The sequence below is a fragment of the Alistipes sp. CAG:29 genome (assembly GCF_000435435.1).
GTDB lineage: Bacteria > Bacteroidota > Bacteroidia > Bacteroidales > Rikenellaceae > Alistipes > Alistipes onderdonkii.
In genome coordinates this window covers 4,843-21,475 of sequence record NZ_FR893452.1, presented here as the reverse complement: position 1 = coordinate 21,475, position 16,633 = coordinate 4,843, and the positions used below count along the sequence as shown (strand labels likewise).

Annotated in this window: 8 protein-coding genes and 2 pseudogenes; 5 read left to right on the top strand and 5 right to left on the bottom strand. The window is 59.2% G+C overall.

Features of this window, described 5'->3' with window-relative positions:
• Window positions 1-624 (top strand): annotated as a pseudogene (locus QVP03_RS05565) (aspartate kinase); the annotation flags it as partial.
• A gap of 81 nt (window positions 625-705) precedes the next feature.
• Here QVP03_RS05565 and QVP03_RS05560 read toward each other — a convergent pair.
• Window positions 706-1,809 (bottom strand): DUF4435 domain-containing protein, encoded by a 1,104-nt coding sequence (locus QVP03_RS05560; protein ID WP_018694662.1) that lies wholly within the window; start codon window positions 1,807-1,809, stop codon window positions 706-708.
• Window positions 1,810-1,892: 83 nt separating this feature from the next.
• Here QVP03_RS05560 and QVP03_RS05555 point away from each other — a divergent pair, with 83 nt between their 5' ends.
• From QVP03_RS05555 to QVP03_RS05545, 3 genes are read left to right on the top strand one after another with little or no spacing between them, the layout of a single operon-like run.
• On the top strand, window positions 1,893-2,240 hold the full coding sequence (locus tag QVP03_RS05555) for a translation initiation factor (protein WP_018694663.1): 348 nt from the start codon (window positions 1,893-1,895) through the stop codon (window positions 2,238-2,240).
• A 1-nt stretch (window position 2,241) separates the two neighbouring features.
• Window positions 2,242-5,214: a hypothetical protein gene (locus tag QVP03_RS05550; RefSeq protein ID WP_022332566.1), complete on the top strand. Its 2,973-nt coding sequence runs from the start codon at window positions 2,242-2,244 to the stop codon at window positions 5,212-5,214.
• A 40-nt stretch (window positions 5,215-5,254) separates the two neighbouring features.
• Window positions 5,255-7,669, top strand: a complete 2,415-nt coding sequence (locus QVP03_RS05545; RefSeq protein WP_022332565.1) for a transglycosylase domain-containing protein — start codon at window positions 5,255-5,257, stop codon at window positions 7,667-7,669.
• 122 nt (window positions 7,670-7,791) lie between these two features.
• Here QVP03_RS05545 and QVP03_RS05540 read toward each other — a convergent pair whose 3' ends face one another.
• The 4 genes and pseudogenes from QVP03_RS05540 to QVP03_RS05525 all read right to left on the bottom strand — a co-directional run bounded on the left by QVP03_RS05540 (window position 7,792) and on the right by QVP03_RS05525 (window position 15,479).
• Window positions 7,792-9,591: a DUF4302 domain-containing protein gene (locus tag QVP03_RS05540; RefSeq protein WP_022332564.1), complete on the bottom strand. Its 1,800-nt coding sequence runs from the start codon at window positions 9,589-9,591 to the stop codon at window positions 7,792-7,794.
• Between the two features lie 17 nt (window positions 9,592-9,608).
• Window positions 9,609-10,493, bottom strand: a complete 885-nt coding sequence (locus tag QVP03_RS05535) for a zinc-binding metallopeptidase (protein WP_022332563.1) — start codon at window positions 10,491-10,493, stop codon at window positions 9,609-9,611.
• Between the two features lie 24 nt (window positions 10,494-10,517).
• Window positions 10,518-12,149 (bottom strand): RagB/SusD family nutrient uptake outer membrane protein, encoded by a 1,632-nt coding sequence (locus QVP03_RS05530; protein ID WP_022332562.1) that lies wholly within the window; start codon window positions 12,147-12,149, stop codon window positions 10,518-10,520.
• Between the two features lie 28 nt (window positions 12,150-12,177).
• A pseudogene (locus QVP03_RS05525) lies at window positions 12,178-15,479 on the bottom strand (SusC/RagA family TonB-linked outer membrane protein).
• A 726-nt stretch (window positions 15,480-16,205) separates the two neighbouring features.
• On the opposite strand from QVP03_RS05525, the gene QVP03_RS05520 reads away from it, so the two are divergent.
• The coding region (locus QVP03_RS05520; protein WP_288210663.1) for a two-component regulator propeller domain-containing protein at window positions 16,206-16,633 on the top strand (428 nt) is incomplete at its 3' end.

Below are 16,633 nucleotides of genomic sequence, written 5' to 3'. Positions count from 1 at the left end.
CCCGACGCCGAGGCGATGGCGGTATGGAAGGATGTGGACGGCGTGCTGAATGCCGACCCCAAGATTTTCCCCGACGCCGAGCAGATCGCCGAGCTGAACTACCTCGATACCATCGAACTGGCATACAGCGGCGCGCAGATCATCCACCCCAAGACGATCAAACCGTTGCAGAACAAGAATATCCCGCTCTACGTGCGTCCCTTCGGCGACAAACGCAAGCCGGGTACCGTGATCCGCGGCATGTCGGCGCCGGTCGTCGTGCCGATCCTGATTCTCAAGAAAGACCAGGTGCTGCTCACGATCCGCTCCCGCGATTTTTCGTTCGTGCTGGAGGAGAAGTTCGCCACGATCTTCTCGCTGCTGGAGCGTTTCCGCATCAAGACCAACCTGATCCACAACTCGGCCGTGAACCTGAGCCTGTGCGTCGATAATTCGTGGCATATCGACGAGGCGATCGAGGCGCTGCGCGAGGCGGGCTTCGACGTGATGAAGGCCGAGAACATGGAGTTGCTGACCGTGCGCGGCTATACCGACGAACTGTGGCGCAAATACGCCCGCGGCCCGCAGGTCTTCGTGCGGCAGGCGACGCAGTCCACCGTGCGCGTGGTGCGCAAGCGCAGTTAGCGGCGGGATCGGACGGGGATCGGCGGATGCGCCGTGCCTGTATAAAACCGGAAGCGGCCCCGCAGGGCCGCTTCCGGTTCGCTATTTTATTTCCGAGCCTTGCCGCATGTTGCGCAGCACCGTCCAGGTCGAGTCGTCGCGGATCGCGCCGCTGCGTTTCATGTTCCAGATCGTGCGGGCGATGTATTTTTCGATGTCGCGCTGGAGGCGCTTGTAAAGCGGGCATTTGGTGTAGTTCTCGTTGTCGAGCAGTACGTCGCGGATCGAACGCAGCGAGTTGGTGTAGTTCGCCATCTCGTTCTTGAGCGCCACGCCCTGCTTCTTCGAAGCCGTGATCTTGGCGATCGACATCGCCCGCAGCTTCTCGCACACGGAGTTCAGCAGGATCATCACCACGTTGTCCATCAGCGTGTGCCCGTGCATGAACAGGTAGGCGTTCTCGGGTGTCAGGCCGCGGCCCTTGAGCTGCTCCTCGAACTCCTTCATCGGCTCGATCATCTTCGGGTTGCGCCTGCGGAGCATCTCCTCGCGTTTGGCCACGTTGCGCCGGAGCCATTCGAGCGTTTTTTCGCCGTTGTCCGCCAGGTCGAGGTAGCCGATGCGCACTGCTGACTTGAAGTCGATGAGCGGAAAGACGTTCTCCGAGGAGAGCTGCGCTGAGTAGGCGTACCAGAGGAACAGCGGGTAGATCGTGCAGGAATATTCATGCATGAAACGCACGAAATCGAAGATGCGGGTGTCGTTTTTGGTGGCCTTGACGCAGATGTTGTGCAGCGAGGGGGCGTAGCAGAGGAAGTTCTCGGTGGCGTAGGCGTAGGTGTGGAACATGTAGCGGGCGTTGTTGACCTCGCGCGACTGCTCCGTACGGTCGGCGAACAGGAAGTCGAAATCCGAGTCGACGCACAGGATCAGTTCGTCCGACGAGCGGGGGATCATGCCCATCAGCACCTTCTTGCCCTTGGGCAGGTCGGCGCGGTTGGGAACCGAGATTTCGAAACGCATGTAGGGGTTCTGGAAGTGGTCGAAGATGCCGCGCCAGAAAGCCACGTCCTCGTAGCCTTCGACATAAACCCTCACGAGCCGCTGGTCGGGGTTGGCCGGCAGCGGTTTGGGCAGCTCTTCGAGCGTGGCCGGGCGCGTGAACGGGTTTAATTTGCGCAGTTTTTCGCGGAACTTTTTCGCCATACGCTAACAAAGGTAATATTTTATTATTTTTGCACAAAATAAGACGTCCTAAAAGGACGTTCGATTCCTACTATTCGAACAATATGGCAGACAACGATTGGAAAGCGAGGCTCGGGATGGTCTACTCGACCAACCCCGATTTTCAATATGACACCGGCACGGCCCAAGGGCCCGTGACATTGCCCCCGGCGCAGCAGGATCTGCGCGTGTGGCTCGACCGCAAGCAACGCGGGGGCAAGGTCGTGACGCTCGTCAGGGGTTTCGTCGGGAGCGACGCCGACCTGCACGAACTGGCACGTCTGCTCAAGACCCGATGCGGCGTCGGCGGCGCAGCCAAGGACGGGGAGATCATCATCCAGGGCGACCACCGCGACCGCGTTGTGGAGATCCTCGCCAAGGGCGGCTACCGCTGTAAAAAAGCCGGCTCCTGAGATGCGCAGGCTGCTGTATACCGTACTGTTCCTGTGCGCCCTGGGCGTCGCGCCGAAAGCCCGGGCGCAGTATTACACGTGGGGTTCCGACCCCACGGGGCTGAAGTGGAGCACGATCCGCACGCCCGACGTGCGGATGATCTATCCCGATACCGTGTCGGGCGTGGCACGCCGCACGCTGTTCTACATCCGCACCGTGCAGCCCGACATCTCGTACGGGTTCCGCCACGGCCCCATGCGCATCCCCTTCGTCATGCACCCCGAGAATTTCCAGTCGAACGGGCTGGTGATGTACCTGCCCAAGCGTGTGGAGTTCCTCACTTCGCCGGCCATCGACGGCTATTCCATGCCGTGGTACAAGCAGCTCGTGGCGCACGAATACCGCCATGCGGTGCAGTATAACAACCTGAACCGCGGCGTGATACGCGCCCTGAGCTATATCCTCGGGCAGCAGGGCTCGACTATCGGCCTGTTGTGCATGCCGATATGGGCGATGGAGGGCGATGCCGTGATGTCGGAGACCGCCATGTCGTCGTTCGGCCGCGGGTTGCAGCCTTCGTTCTCGATGGGCTACCGTGCCATGGGGCGTGTGGGGCGCGATTACAAGGGGCGCCGCGACCGCCGCAACATCGACAAGTGGTTCTGCGGATCCTACCGCGACTACATCCCCGACCATTACGAACTGGGATACCAGATATGTTCTTATGCCTATGCGCGTTACGACGAGAACGTGTGGGACAGGGTGGCGTGGTTCGGTTCGCGCAACCCCTATATGCTGGCCACGACCCGCATCGCGCTCGAAAAATATTACGGCACGAATGTCCGTGAGCTTTTCCGCGAGACCTTCGACGCGTTGGAACGTCATTGGGATTCGCTGCCCCGAACCGGGGACAGCGCCGCGCCGCTCGTGGCGATGCCCGAAGGAAACTACACGACCTACCAGTGGCCGCTGCCGCTCAGCGACACGACGGTGCTGGTGCTCAAGACCGATTACGACCGTCCGTCGCGTTTCGTGCGGCTCGACACCCGTACCGGTGCCGAGGAGCCGGTGTGTTATACGGGGCTGGTTTCGACCCGCCCTGCGATGTACGGCGGGCGCGTATGGTGGACGGAGTACCGCCGTTCGAAGCTCTTCGAGCAGCGGGTCAACTCCCAGCTTTGCTACATGGATCTGGAGCGGGGGACGGCACGTACTTTCGTCGGGCGGCGCAATGCGCTCTATCCGACGCCGGCACCCGGGGAACTGGCCTGGGTCGAGTATAATCCCGACGGGACTTATACGGTCGTAGTGCAGCGCGACGGGCAGCCCGAGCGGCGTTTCGGCACGCCCCGCCATACCGAGATACACGGGCTGGCGTGGGACGACGTGACGCTGGCCTACTATGTCATCGTGACCGACGACGCGGGCATGTGGCTCGGACGCATCGACGACGAAGGGGTGTTCCCCCTCACCGAGGGGGCTTATATCACACTGAGCAACCTCAGGGCAGGCGGCGGAAAGCTCTATTACGGCTCGATCGCCTCGGGCAGGGACGAAGCCCACTGCTACGACCTGATGGCCCGCCGCGAATACCGCATCACCACGTCGGCCTTCGGTTCGTTTTCCCCGGCGCCGTGGCACGACGCCGCGGACGGCGAAGGGGTGTTGCTGACCACGTATGACCGCAGGGGGTACCGCGTCGCCGCACAGCGGGTCGCGGACAGTACGCTGGTCCCGGTCGCCCCCTCGAAGCTGCCGCTTAACGTCGTGAACCCCGAACGCAAGCGCTGGGACGTGGTGAACCTCGACACGGTGCGGTTCACCGGGGCCGATTCGCTACGTCAGAGCGGTACGTTCCGCGCCAGGCGCTACCGCAAGGTGCCCAACCTGGTGAACGTGCACAGCTGGATGCCCGTGGCGTTCAATCCCTTCGATGCCGTGGACGAGCATAATATCAACCTCAATCTGGGCGTTACGCTCCTGTCGCAGAACCTGCTGTCGAATACCGAGGCTTATGCCTCCTACGGCTGGAACCGCAACGAAGGGTCGCTCTTCAACCTCGGCGTGCGTTACTTCGGGCTGGGCGTGCACCTCGACCTGGACGCATCGTACGGCGGCAACCAGCTTTTCTATTCGCTGGTGTCGTACGATCCGCAGACGGGCGATCCCATTTACCAGAAGCGTCCCAGTCCCGACAAATACTACTCCATAGGGCTCGCCGCGACGCTGCCGCTCTATTTCCAGCGGGGGTACCACACCCGCCAACTGTCGGTGTCTGCCGGCTGGAACTATTCGAACGGCATGGTCGCCAACCTCGACAAGATCGAATGGGATCGCGGGCAGATCTCCAATATCCAACGCATCGGCTTCCGCAAGGGACTGCACAAACTCTCGTTCGGGCTCGGTTATTCCGACCAGGTGCGCATGGCGCACCGCGACATTGCGCCCCGGTGGGGTTATACGCTCAGCACGCTGTATACGTTCAACCCCGCGAACGTGCATTTCAGCGACCTGATCTCGTTCTTTGGTCAGGCCTACCTGCCTGGCCTGGCCGCCCACAACTCGCTGAAGGTGGCGGCCACCTACCAGACTTCGGTCGGCGGGTACAAGTTCCCTGCGGGCTATGCGCCCCTGAGCTACAAGTCGACGCGGCTCATCCCGCGCGGCTTCTCGTCGGCGGACATCGTGTCGAACAATTATACGGCCGTGTCGCTCGACTACCAGCTGCCGGTGTGGTATCCCGAGGGCGGCATCGGGTCGGTGCTCTATTTCAAGCGTATCCGGCTCAACGCAGGCGGCGACTACGCGCAGTTCCGCCGCCCTGCGGGCAAAGGCATGGATTGGCGGCGGATATGGTCGGTCGGCGGCGACATCGTGTTCGACATCAATGCTTTCCGCCAGCCTGCGTCGGCGACGTCGACCTTCAAGCTGTCGGTCTACCATCCCAGCACCGGGGGCGTCTGGTGGGCCGCGGCCGTGGGGCTGCCGTTCTGATTGTAATAAATTTTGTATCTTTAGCGCAAATTTCAGGCCTATGGCACAAAGGAAAAAGGCGGGCGTCAGCCCGAAAACGATAAAATGGATATGGGGGGTGGTCTTCGCACCCTTTGCGTTGCTGGCGGTCATGTTGCTGCTGACGGCCCTGGGGCTGTTCGGGCGCATGCCTTCGTTCGAGGAGCTGGAGAACCCGCGCAGCAACCTGGCCACCGAAATCTACTCCGAGGACGGCAAGGTGATCGGTTCCTTCTTCGTGCAGAACCGTTCTTATGTGCAGTACGAAGACCTTTTCCCGGCCGATTCGGCATTCCACATCCGGCTCGACGGGCATGACATGCCGCCGATCGTCGCGGCGCTGATCGCAACCGAAGACGCCCGTTTCCGCACCCATTCGGGGATCGACATCCCTTCGCTGGCACGTGTGGCGGTGAAAACCGTGCTGTTGCAGAATACGTCGCAGGGCGGCGGTTCGACCATCACGCAGCAGTTGGCCAAGAACCTTTTCCCGCGCGACACGGTGCGCAACCGGGGGCGTATCGTCCGTTCGTCGAAACTCGTCGTGTCGAAACTCAAGGAGTGGATCACGGCGCTGAAGCTCGAATACAACTATACGAAGGAGGAGATCGCCGCCATGTACCTCAATACGGTCGAATACGGCTCGAACGCCTATGGCATCAAGTCGGCGGCGCAGACCTTCTTCAACAAGGAGCCGCACGAACTGAACGTGCAGGAGGCGGCCGTGCTGGTGGGGGTGGTGAACGCCCCGACGCGGTATTCGCCCGTGCGCAACCCCGAGAACGCCCTCGCGCGGCGGAACCTGGTGCTTTCGCGCATGGAGGATGCCGGGGCGCTGACACGCAAGGAGCGCGACTCGATCAGCGCCCTGCCGATCGTGCTCAACTACAAGCCCGTGTCGCATAACGAGGGCACGGCGACCTATTTCCGCGAGATGCTGCGCCTTGTGATGAACGCCGAGCGGCCCAAGCGCAACCAGTTCTACACCGAATGGGATTACGACCAGGCCGTGAAGGAGTACGAGGAAAACCCGCTCTACGGCTGGTGCCGCAAGAACCGCAAGGCCGACGGTACGCCCTACAACATCTACCGCGACGGGCTGAAGATCTACACGACGGACAACTCGACGATGCAGAAATATGCCGAACAAGCCGTGCAGAAGCAGATGCAGAGCGTGATCCAGCCCCGTATGGACGCGCAGTACCGCAATACGAAGACCCTCTTCATCGACGCGACGCGCGAGGAGCGGGAGCGGATCATGCGGCATGCCATCCGTTATTCGGATCGCTACCGCGAGATGGAGGATGCCGGGGCGAGCGCGAAACAGATCATGGCGGCGTTCGACAAACCCTGTTCGATGAAGGTCTTCACGTACCGGGGCGAGCGCGACACGCTGATGACCCCGCGCGATTCGATCCTGCACCACAAACGGATCATGCGCGCGTCGTTCGTGGCGCTCGATCCCCGCACGGGGTATGTCAAGGCGTATGTCGGCGGCCCCAACTTCCGCTATTTCAAGTACGACATGGCCAAGCAGGGCAAGCGGCAGATCGGATCGACCATCAAACCCTTCGTCTATACGTTCGCCATCGACCACCTGGGGCTGACGCCCTGCACGATGGTGCCGAACCTGCCCGTGACGATCGAGACGGCCAACGGTACGGCCTGGTCGCCCAAGGAAGCGGGCAAGGTCGAGTACGACGGCGTGATGCACCCGCTGCGCTGGGGGCTCGCCCGCAGCCGCAACAACTACTCGGCGTGGATCATGAAGCAGGCCAAGCAGCCCGCCGCCGTGGCCGACTTTATCCATAACATGGGCATACGCAGCTTTATCGACCCCGTGCCGGCTCTCTGCCTCGGTTCCTCGGAGTCGAACGTCTTCGAGCTGGTGAGCGCCTTCTCGACCTTCGCCAACGAGGGCGTGCATACCGATCCCATCTTCGTGACGCGCATCGAGGACAGGCAGGGCAACGTCATCGCCAACTTCATCCCCCAGTCGCAGGATGCCGTGAGCGAGCGCACGGCCTATACGATGCTGACGATGTTGCAGGACGTGGTCAACTCGGGTACGGCCGGGCGGCTGAAATGGCAGTTCGGGCTCAACGACATGGAGATCGGCGGCAAGACGGGCACTTCGAACAAGAACCGTGACGCATGGTTCATGTGCGTGGCGCCCAAACTGGTGGCCGGCGCATGGGTCGGCGGCGAAGACCAGGCAGTGCATTTCGTGGCGGGCGGCGAGGGCAGCGTGATGGCGCTGCCGATCGTGGGCGACTTCATGAAACGGGTCTATGACGACGGGCGCCTCGGCGTGAGCCGCGCCGACCAGTTCATCCGTCCGGCGATGATGCCGCGCTACGACTGCGACGAGGAGGTCGATCCCGACGAACGCCCTACGGAGCCCGGGATCGCCGAGGACGACAATTTCTTCGATTGACAGGGTTGCCGATGGATATGGCGAAGGGGCGGATCTCAGATCCGCCCCTTCGCGTTTTTTCCTGCGGGGAGCCTGCCGGGAGACATCTTTACGGGATGTCCCGCCGTGCAGCCTGCCCCGGGTTACTCTTCGGCCCGGAAGGGAACCTTCACGTCGTGGGGCATGGTAACGGCAGTTGCGGCCTGCCGTTCTTCGATGCCCATTGCGTTGGCTACCGAACGTCCCGACGGCCCGTAGTCCGTGGATTTGCGTACCATCGTGTAAGGCCCGACGAAGAAATCCTGGTAGGTGTAGGGATCCATGGCCTGCAAGTAGTAGTTCGACCCGTTCTTGACGTTCCAGAAGTCGGCGGACACGATCGTGAACGTACCGCCGCCGGAGAGCGAACCCTCACGGCCCGTGATGTTGCCCTTGCCTTCCCCGTCCGGTTTCGCGTAGAGCAGGTACGCACTCGTGTTGAGCAGCCCGTAGGCGTTTGTCTGGTGGTTGAGGATACGCGGGAGCAGCGTCAGTGCCCCGCCGTCGCCGAGCGTGCCGACCTCGCGTTTGAACAACTGGAAGCCTTTGGTCGAACTGACGTAATTCGCATCGACTTCGTAGTCGTCCTTGATGACCGTATAACCCCATCCCCGTACGAGATAGGTGCCGTCGATCGTCCTCGGACGAATTTCGATGTCGAAGCTGTACGCGGTCTTCGATTTCTCGGACGAGGTCGATGTGACAGTCCATGTACCCAGCCATGCCTTGTACCCGTCGGCCATCGTATCCGGCAGTGTGCCCGTCGTCACGCTCTGGCGGAATATCTTGGTCGTTGAGGCCATGGTCGTTGCGTCGATACCGAAACCGACGAGGATATATTCCGCCTGGTCGTACAGGTAGTTGAACGTGAGTGTTTTCTCACCCGAGTAGAGGTCGCCGGCCGCAAGCAGGTCGCAGATCGCGTTCCGCAGTTGCTTGTCGGTATAACCTGCGATCTCCGAAGGCAGGAACGCCGCCACGTAGTAAGTGTCGGAATTGGATGGGGTTACAGTCACTTTGACCGTATTGAAGGTCGTTTCGACCGCCCCGTATGTGAGGATATTGTCCGAGGTAACGGGTTTGGGGCCCGAAATGATGAACGAATCGTCCTCGTTGGCAAAATAGTACTCCTCCTTCAGATCGAGCTTCTGGGCAGTGACCCCGTTGATCGTCAGCGGTTCGTACAGCTCGATGCCGGTCTTGGTGTAGATGAACGGCGCGGCGTAGCTTTCGATGCCTTTGTCGGTTTCCTGCCTGATCGTGAGGTTCCGGTAGAGGAACTTGCCCTCCGAGGTGGTGATACACTCCAGCGAGTCGCCCTTGACGACGCAGACATAAGAGGGGAACTCCATGTCCGAGGCAGCGTTCTTGTATGCCTGCATTTCGGATGCCCAGTCGCTGGTTTCCAGCGGCGTGAGGGTGTAGAGGCTTCCAGATTTGACACCTCGCAGCATCACCTTTTCGGGTGTTGCGCTCAGGACAGTCCACAGGTAGTCGCCTTCCAGCCCCTTGTAGTTCGACCCGTACCCGTCCGGATTGCGCGGGTGGGCGAAATAGTTGATCAGCTCGTTTTTCGTGTCGATCGCCAGCGTGGGACCCGCTTCCTGCCCTACGGAATAGAGGCTGGTGGCGGTCGTCGACGCGCTTTCGATCTCCGAGCTGACGGTTACCGTGCCGTCGTCGAATTTGAAGAAAAGGTTGAACCCCCCGAAGGTCTGTGTGGGGTTGGGGTAGTATTTCACGGCCCAGCCGTTCTCCGCGCCTTCGAGCACGGAGATGGCGTTCTTGACGGCCTCTTCGATCCGGGCGCTGGCGCTTTTGTCAAAATAATCCTCCTCCTCTTTCAGGCACGAACTCAGCACCAGGGGGAACAGCCCCAGAAGTATTATCGCTAATTTTTTCATGGCTCAGTTTTTTTTAGTTAGTCGTCGAGGGATTCCAGATCCATGTCGGGGACTTCGTCCGCACGGCGCAGTACCGACTCGCGCAGTTCGTCGATGTTGATGTTCCAGCTGTTTTGCAGGTAGTTGCGGACGATCTCGAATTTCTGGTTGATGATGGCCGCACCGTCGGCGCCGGCCGTCGTGAGCAGTTTGTCCCAGGCTTCCTGCGGGCGGGTGACGTAGATCGAGATCAGTTCGACGAAGTCTTCCGTATCTTCGGAGCCTGCATAGCGGCTGATCAGCCCGACCTGGAGTGCCGAGGCGTCCGTTTTGTAGGTATCCCAGCAGGAATCGCCCACATAGAGCGTTCCGGTGATCTCCTTGAAGTCGGTGGTATAGGGCTTGGTCTGGTTGAGGATGTGCCCGAACTCGTGGTGGATCGTCTTGAAGTAGTTCGTGCTGGCGTCGATCGAGGCTATTTGCAGGGCATCCACATTGAAGAGCGTGATCTTCTTGCCTCCTTCCGCCGTGCCGAGGATGATCGAGCCGTTGCTCTTGTAGGCCGGCGAACCGGTGAGGAAGATGATCTTCGGGAAGTAAGCACGGATGAAGTCCCGGCTGCCCGTCACTTCGTCATAGGGCTCAAGGCAGAGTGCGATGACCAGCTTGGCCAGCGCGATCGACTGGTTGTAATCGGCGGGCGTCAGGTAGTAACCCATGCTCGACTCGATGTCCGTGTAGCGGTATTGGAATTCGATGTTGTAGGGCGCGAGGTAATGCCTGTCGAGCCAACGGTCGAAATCGTTTTGCACGACTTGCGGCGGCTGGATCACGCTCGTGGAACTCAGGTCGTCTTCCGAGCAGGCTGCGAGTACCGCGGGGAAGAGAAGCAATACGAGGAAATATATGAGGTTCTTTTTCATAATCGAAAATCTTTTTTATCGTTTTTACCGGGGGTTGGCCGTCAGTCCGGCGGCGATGACGTCGGGCGGCAGTTGCAGGCAGCGGCGCGGGTCGCGGTTGCCGCCTTCGTCGGTCATCGTGTCGGTCACCTTGACCAGAGTATCCTCGTCCTGGTCGATCAGGCGGCGGTAAAGGGTGATTCCGTAGCGGCGGGTGTCGAACCAGCGCATGCCCAGGTGCATGAATTCGATGCGACGCATGAAGAGAATCGCATGGATCATGTTCTCCTGCGTGCCGGGGTCGATAACGAAGCCCGGGTTGAGTTTTTTCTTGGCCGTACGATACATGTTCTTCAGGTCGTCCTCGGGTTTTTCGGGATCCTTGGGCGTCATGTCGTAGCCCAGGGCATCTGCCCATTTGTTGATCGACTCTTCGGTCAGTCCTTTGTAGTAAGAGGCGGTGAGCTGGTTCTGCGCCCACATGTTCATGTCGGCCAGGGCGGCCGGATAGTCCTTTTTCATGATATAGGCCTCGGCACGGTTGAGCAGCGCTTCGTCGCCGCTGGCCACCACGAACAGCGAGTGGGTGAAGCCGATGGCCTGCACGGGGTCGGAGTATTCGAAGAGGTACGGCACCCGCGGAAGCAGGTAGCGCCCTGACCCGTATACCCATGTGCGGAGCTTCCAGCCGTACTTGCTGCCCAGGGGGCTCATCGTGGTCGCGGATGTCTCGATCGTCTCGTAGGCGGCGATCGACTTGCCGTGCGTGTAACGGTTCTGGCTCCCGTAGTTGCAGAAAATCGCGCCGGCATTGGAAAGTCCCGTCGAGATAAGGTAGTTGGCCTTCAGCGACGTGGAGTTGTACGCTTTCGAAATGTCGTTCAACGGGTTGCGCGGGAATGCGGCCAGGTAATCGAGGTCGCGGAGCTGCGATTTGGGATCCGACCCGAGCGCCATGCTTGCGTATTTGATGGCGTTGTCCCAGTCCTCGTGGAACAGGAAGACGCGCGATGCGAAGCAGCAGGCGGCCTTGTAGTTGAAATGGTACTTGGGAGCCGAGTAGATCGCGTCGTCGATGAGCGGGATGCCGGTTTCGATGTCCTCGATCATCTTTTCGTAGACCCCGGCTACCGTTCCCCGGCTGTATTTCGGGTTCAGCTCGGTTTCGGCGTGTTCCATATAGGGTACTCCGAGGTCGTCCGGGTGGTTGGTGTTGTAATGCATGCAGAACATGTTGACCAGTACCCAGTGGGCGTATGCGCGGCAGATGAGCGCCTCGCCTTTGGCGGCCTGGAGCTTGGCTGTCTTGGCACCGCCCAGTTCCTCGATGGCCGCGAGCGCCTGGTTGGCCGCGGCGATCGCCGTATAGGCATCGCCCCATACCGCGTTGGGGTTTTCATTGGTTTCGACCGAACTTACTTCCTGCCAGTTGTAGAGCTCTTCCTGAAGTTGGTTGTAACTCTTTATCGAACCATAGTCGTCGACGTTGTCCGACGAGAACTCGGCGCACATGTTATAAGTATTGTCCGGGTAGGCCGACACCAGCATCTTGACGACCTTTTCTTCGGTATCCAGTTCGGCGCGGCTGTCGGGCATCTTGTCCAGGAAATCGTCGCATGACGCGAAGGCAATGGCAGCCAGCGCGAGGCCGAACGTATAGAATATGCTTTTTTTCATCTTGTTGTTCTCTTTGAAGTGTTAGGGACTATAAGCCGATGCGGATGGTCAGCGTGAACTGGCGGGGAACCGGTGCCGCGACACCTCCGGTGTTGAAGAACTCCGGATCCTGGCCGTTGAGTTTCTTGTCCGCGTAGATCAGGAAGAGGTTGGTCGCCTGAAATTTTACGGAGAGGCTCTGGAACTTCAGCTTCGAGATCAGCTTTTTCGGGAAATCGTAGGTCAGCGATATCTCCTTCATGCGGATGAAGTCGCCTTTGGCGATGCGAGCCGTCGAATAGTTGTAGGCGCTGTAAGCGCGCGACAGGTTGTTGTTGTCGTGGTACATGCGCTGGGAAAGGATCGTCGGGATGTTTGTTTTCTTTTCGTCGCCCGTTACCATCCAGCGGTTCTTGAATTCGCGCGGCATAGCCGTGAGATCCGAATAGTAAGACTTGAATACGGGGTTGAGGCGCACCACGTTGCCGAACGAGTAGGTGATGAAGACGTTCAGCTTGAGCCCTTTCCACTGGAAGACGTTGCCGAACGACCCCATGTCGGTCGGGTCGACCGAACCCGAGTACTGGAGGAAAGAGAGGTTTTCACGCTCCTGGAAGTTGATGCCGGTCGTCGAGACGTCGCCGTTCTGGTCGAGGAATGTCGGGAGACCGATCTCGTTCAGCCCCATGAAGGGGATCGAGAAAAGCGACCGTACGGGGTAGCCTTCCAGCGTGAACCCGCTGCCCGCCACCAGATCCATCACGCGCACCGAGGTCTCGAGTTTGCTCACCTCGTTGTGGATGTGCGAATAGATGAAATCGGTCGTCCAGCTGAAATTCTTGGTTTTGATGTTCTTGGTCGAAAGGCTGATTTCGATGCCGTTCGATTTCATCTCGGCGACGTTGCCCTTCTTCTTGATGATACCGCCGATGCCCTGCGTTGTCACGTCGCCGATCAGGTCGAAGTTGTTACGTTTGTACCAGTCGACTACCAGGTTGATGCGGTTGTTGGCAAAGCCCATGTCGGCCCCGATGTTGAGCTCGTGTTTCTTCTCGTAGGTGAGCGACGAGTTCTCGAGGTCTTCGATCTTCAATCCCGATTCGCCGTCGCCGGCCGACGGCCTCCAGGGGGTGTAGGCGTTGATCACCACGCGCGAGTTGGTCACCGTCGACGGGCCGCGGTCGGCAGTGAGCGAATAGGACGCCTTCAGCGACAGGTGCGACAGCGCGGGCTGTGCCTTCTGGAACCAGGACTCTTCATGCAGGTTCCATGCGCCTGAAATATTCCAGGTGGGCAGCCAGCGCGACTTGCGCGACTTGCCGAGCTTGTTGGTGCCTTCGTAGCGGAACGTGCCGTTCACGGTATAGCGCCCTTTGTAGGAATAGGTGCCGTTGAAGTAGTAGGCGTTGTTGCGGTAGTAGGTGTCGCCCAGCGTGTAGTATTTAGACCCTTCTTCCTGTCCCTTCTTGAAGATCCGGTAGTCGTAGAACGGCGTCATGCCCATGTCGTATTGCAGGCCCCAGCCGCGGAACCAGGTGTTGTGGCGGTCGGCCGAGTTGACCTCCATACCCGCGAACAGGTTGATGATGTGGGCGTTCTTGATCGTCGTGTTGTAAGTCGCCGTAAGACGGAAGTCGTACGAGTACATCTTGCGGTCGTCACGTTCGTAGATGCCGCCCACCGGCAATACGACCTCTTTTACGGCATAGGGGTTGTCGGGATCCTTATAGAGGAACGGGTTGTTGTTGCGCACGGTCGTCGGGGAGTCGGTGCGGTAGGCCGTCGCCTGGTTCGATTCGTCGGTGATGTGGTGTTCCTGCACCGTCGCGTTGTATTTCACGGCGGCCAGCGCAGCCAGCTCGAGTCCCTTGACGGGCTCCCACTTCAGTTCGGCCTGGAATTTCGTGTCCACCACGTCCAGATCCATGTAGTTGGCATCCAGTTCGTGGAGGATGTTGAAGGGGGCGTAGTTGCGCGTGTAATAGGCGTCTTTGTCCAGCGTACGCGAGGTGTTCATGGCGTACGAATAGGGGTTGATGTCGAAGTCGCGCTTCACGGTGCCCGTTACGGCGTCCGTAGTGCTGGAAAGCGTTCCCGGCGCTTTCTGTTTACGGTAGGACGCATTCGAGATCAGGTTGAGGGTGAGGTTGTCCAGAATGTTATAGGTCGCGTTGAGGTTGGCCGTGTAGCGCGAAACCTTGCTGGTCTTCGTCCATCCCGGGTCGTACAGGGCGCTCAGCGAAGCGTAGTAGGACGATTTCTCGGTTCCGGAAGTGAGGCTCACCGAGTGGCTGTGCATGATGTTGTTGTTGAACAGCGCCTGGAACCAGTCCGTATTGCGGTATTCGGCCGAACGCAGATAGCCTGTGATCGCTTCGGGCGTATTCTCCATCAGGGAGGCGGAGATCAGGTTGTACATCCTGCCGTAAACGCCGCTCTCGGAACGGTTGGCCGTTTCGGCGAGGTTCAGCCAGCCCTTTTTGCGCATCTCTTCGTAAACGGCCATCTGATCCTGCGAATTCATGATGTTGAATTCGTTGTACGAGGGGATCATGCGGTAGGTGAACTCACCGGTGTAGTTGATGCGGCTGACGCCTGCACGGCCTTTCTTGGTGGTGATGACGATGACGCCCGCCATGGCGCGTGCGCCGTAGATCGAGGTGGCGGAACCGTCTTTGAGGATGTTGAAACTTTCGATATCCTCGGCATTCAGGCCTGCGATGGCCGAAGAGATCAGTGTCGTGGCGTCGCCCGACGAGAGCGCATCGGCGTCGATGTCCACCACGTCTTCCATAATGATGCCGTCGACGACCCACAGCGGTTTCGAGCTTCCGAAGATCGACGTGGCACCGCGGACGCGGATCTTGGGTGCGGTACCGAATGTACCGGAAACATTCTGGACGGAGACGCCGGCCGAACGGCCTTCGAGGCCGCGGCTGATGTCGGCCATGCCGGAAAGTTTCACGTCATCGGCGACGAGCTGGTCGGATGCCCCGGTGAAGAGGCGCTTGTCCGTCTTGGTCATACCCGTGACCACGACTGCTTCCACGGCCTGGGCATCGGGTTCGAGCTTTATACGGACATTGGGGGTGATGGCTATTGTCCGGGTCTTATAACCCACATAGGAAACCTGTAATTCCCCCCCCCTCCGGCGGGAAGGTCTTTGAGTACAAACTCACCATTGACATCGGTCGAAGTGCCGAGTGTCGGGCTGTCTTTCACGATCACGGTCGCCCCGATTACCGGGGTGTCGTTCTCGTCGACAACGCTACCCCTGACCGTTCTGGTCTGGGCCGACGCTGCCGCCATGAAGAAGACTGCCATCAGCGATAGGAGAATCTTTCGTCTCATAGGCAATAATTATTAATTAAAGGATTAAGTATGGGGGCCTTTGCAGGCCGGGTTTGAAAACGAGCAAACATTCCCTGTACGGAGACGGGAGCGAGTTCCGTGTACGGTTCGCGGGGATTGTAGCGTGCCGGAAAGGTTGCTGGCGGCGGTTTGCCGTGGCAAACGGATTTTCCGGGAGCCGCAAATTACGGGATCGCCCGTGTGGGCAGGTTTCCGTAAGCAGACATTCGTAGAGTTGATGGAGGGTGCCGAATCCGGGGCAATGAACCGTCCGGGTGTTTGCGAAGCAGGATGGTCGGCAGTTCGACTGTGGCCGTTGAATACCGGAGGATTCGGCGTGGCGGAGAGTGTTCCCCTTTTATTGCCTTTATATTAAAGGTCCCTTATATACAAGGTTGTTTCCGGCGAAAATACGGAAGGCGGCCTGTGCCGCCGGACAAATCTGGCACTTAATCACTTTCCGCGAATCTCCCGTGCGGAGCGGCAACGAGTAGAAATTTTTCATGGCTTCCAGATTTTTGATGGGTGTTCTGTCCTGCCGGTAAATTTTTAGTATATCCGGTTATACAAAATTATGTTTTTGTATCCTTTGTGGAGTATGAATTCATCTGAAAATAGTATGATTATATATCGGAAATGCGGTTGTTATGCCCTGATTTATTGCCGATTTGCTTTCTTTTCCCTATTTTTACATGGAAACGGAGTATGTTTTTATCTAACCGTCTTATGCACCTGAGGTATCTGTTGCTGGTCGCCGTGTGCGTCGCGGTACCGGCGTTGTCCCAGAATATTTGCCGTATCTCGCACCGCGAGGGGTTTTCGAATTGTTCCATCCTCTCGCTTGCGCAGGATGCGGACGGATATGTCTGGGCCGGGAGTTGTGACGGACTGAACCTTTGGGACGGGCATTATGCCCGGAACTTCCGGCTTTCCGGTAACCTGGTGCAGGAGATCGTCGCTACGGACGACGGCTACCTGTGGGTGCGCACCAACTATGGGGTCGACCGGGTCGATGCACGGGCCCGAACCGCCGAACTGCATGCCGACTTCCCGCGTGTTTACCAATATACGGCACGGAGCCGTGACGAGGCGTTCTTCCTGTATAAAGGGCGTTTGTACGGGTATGTCGCCTCCGCGTCGCGTTTCGCACCGCC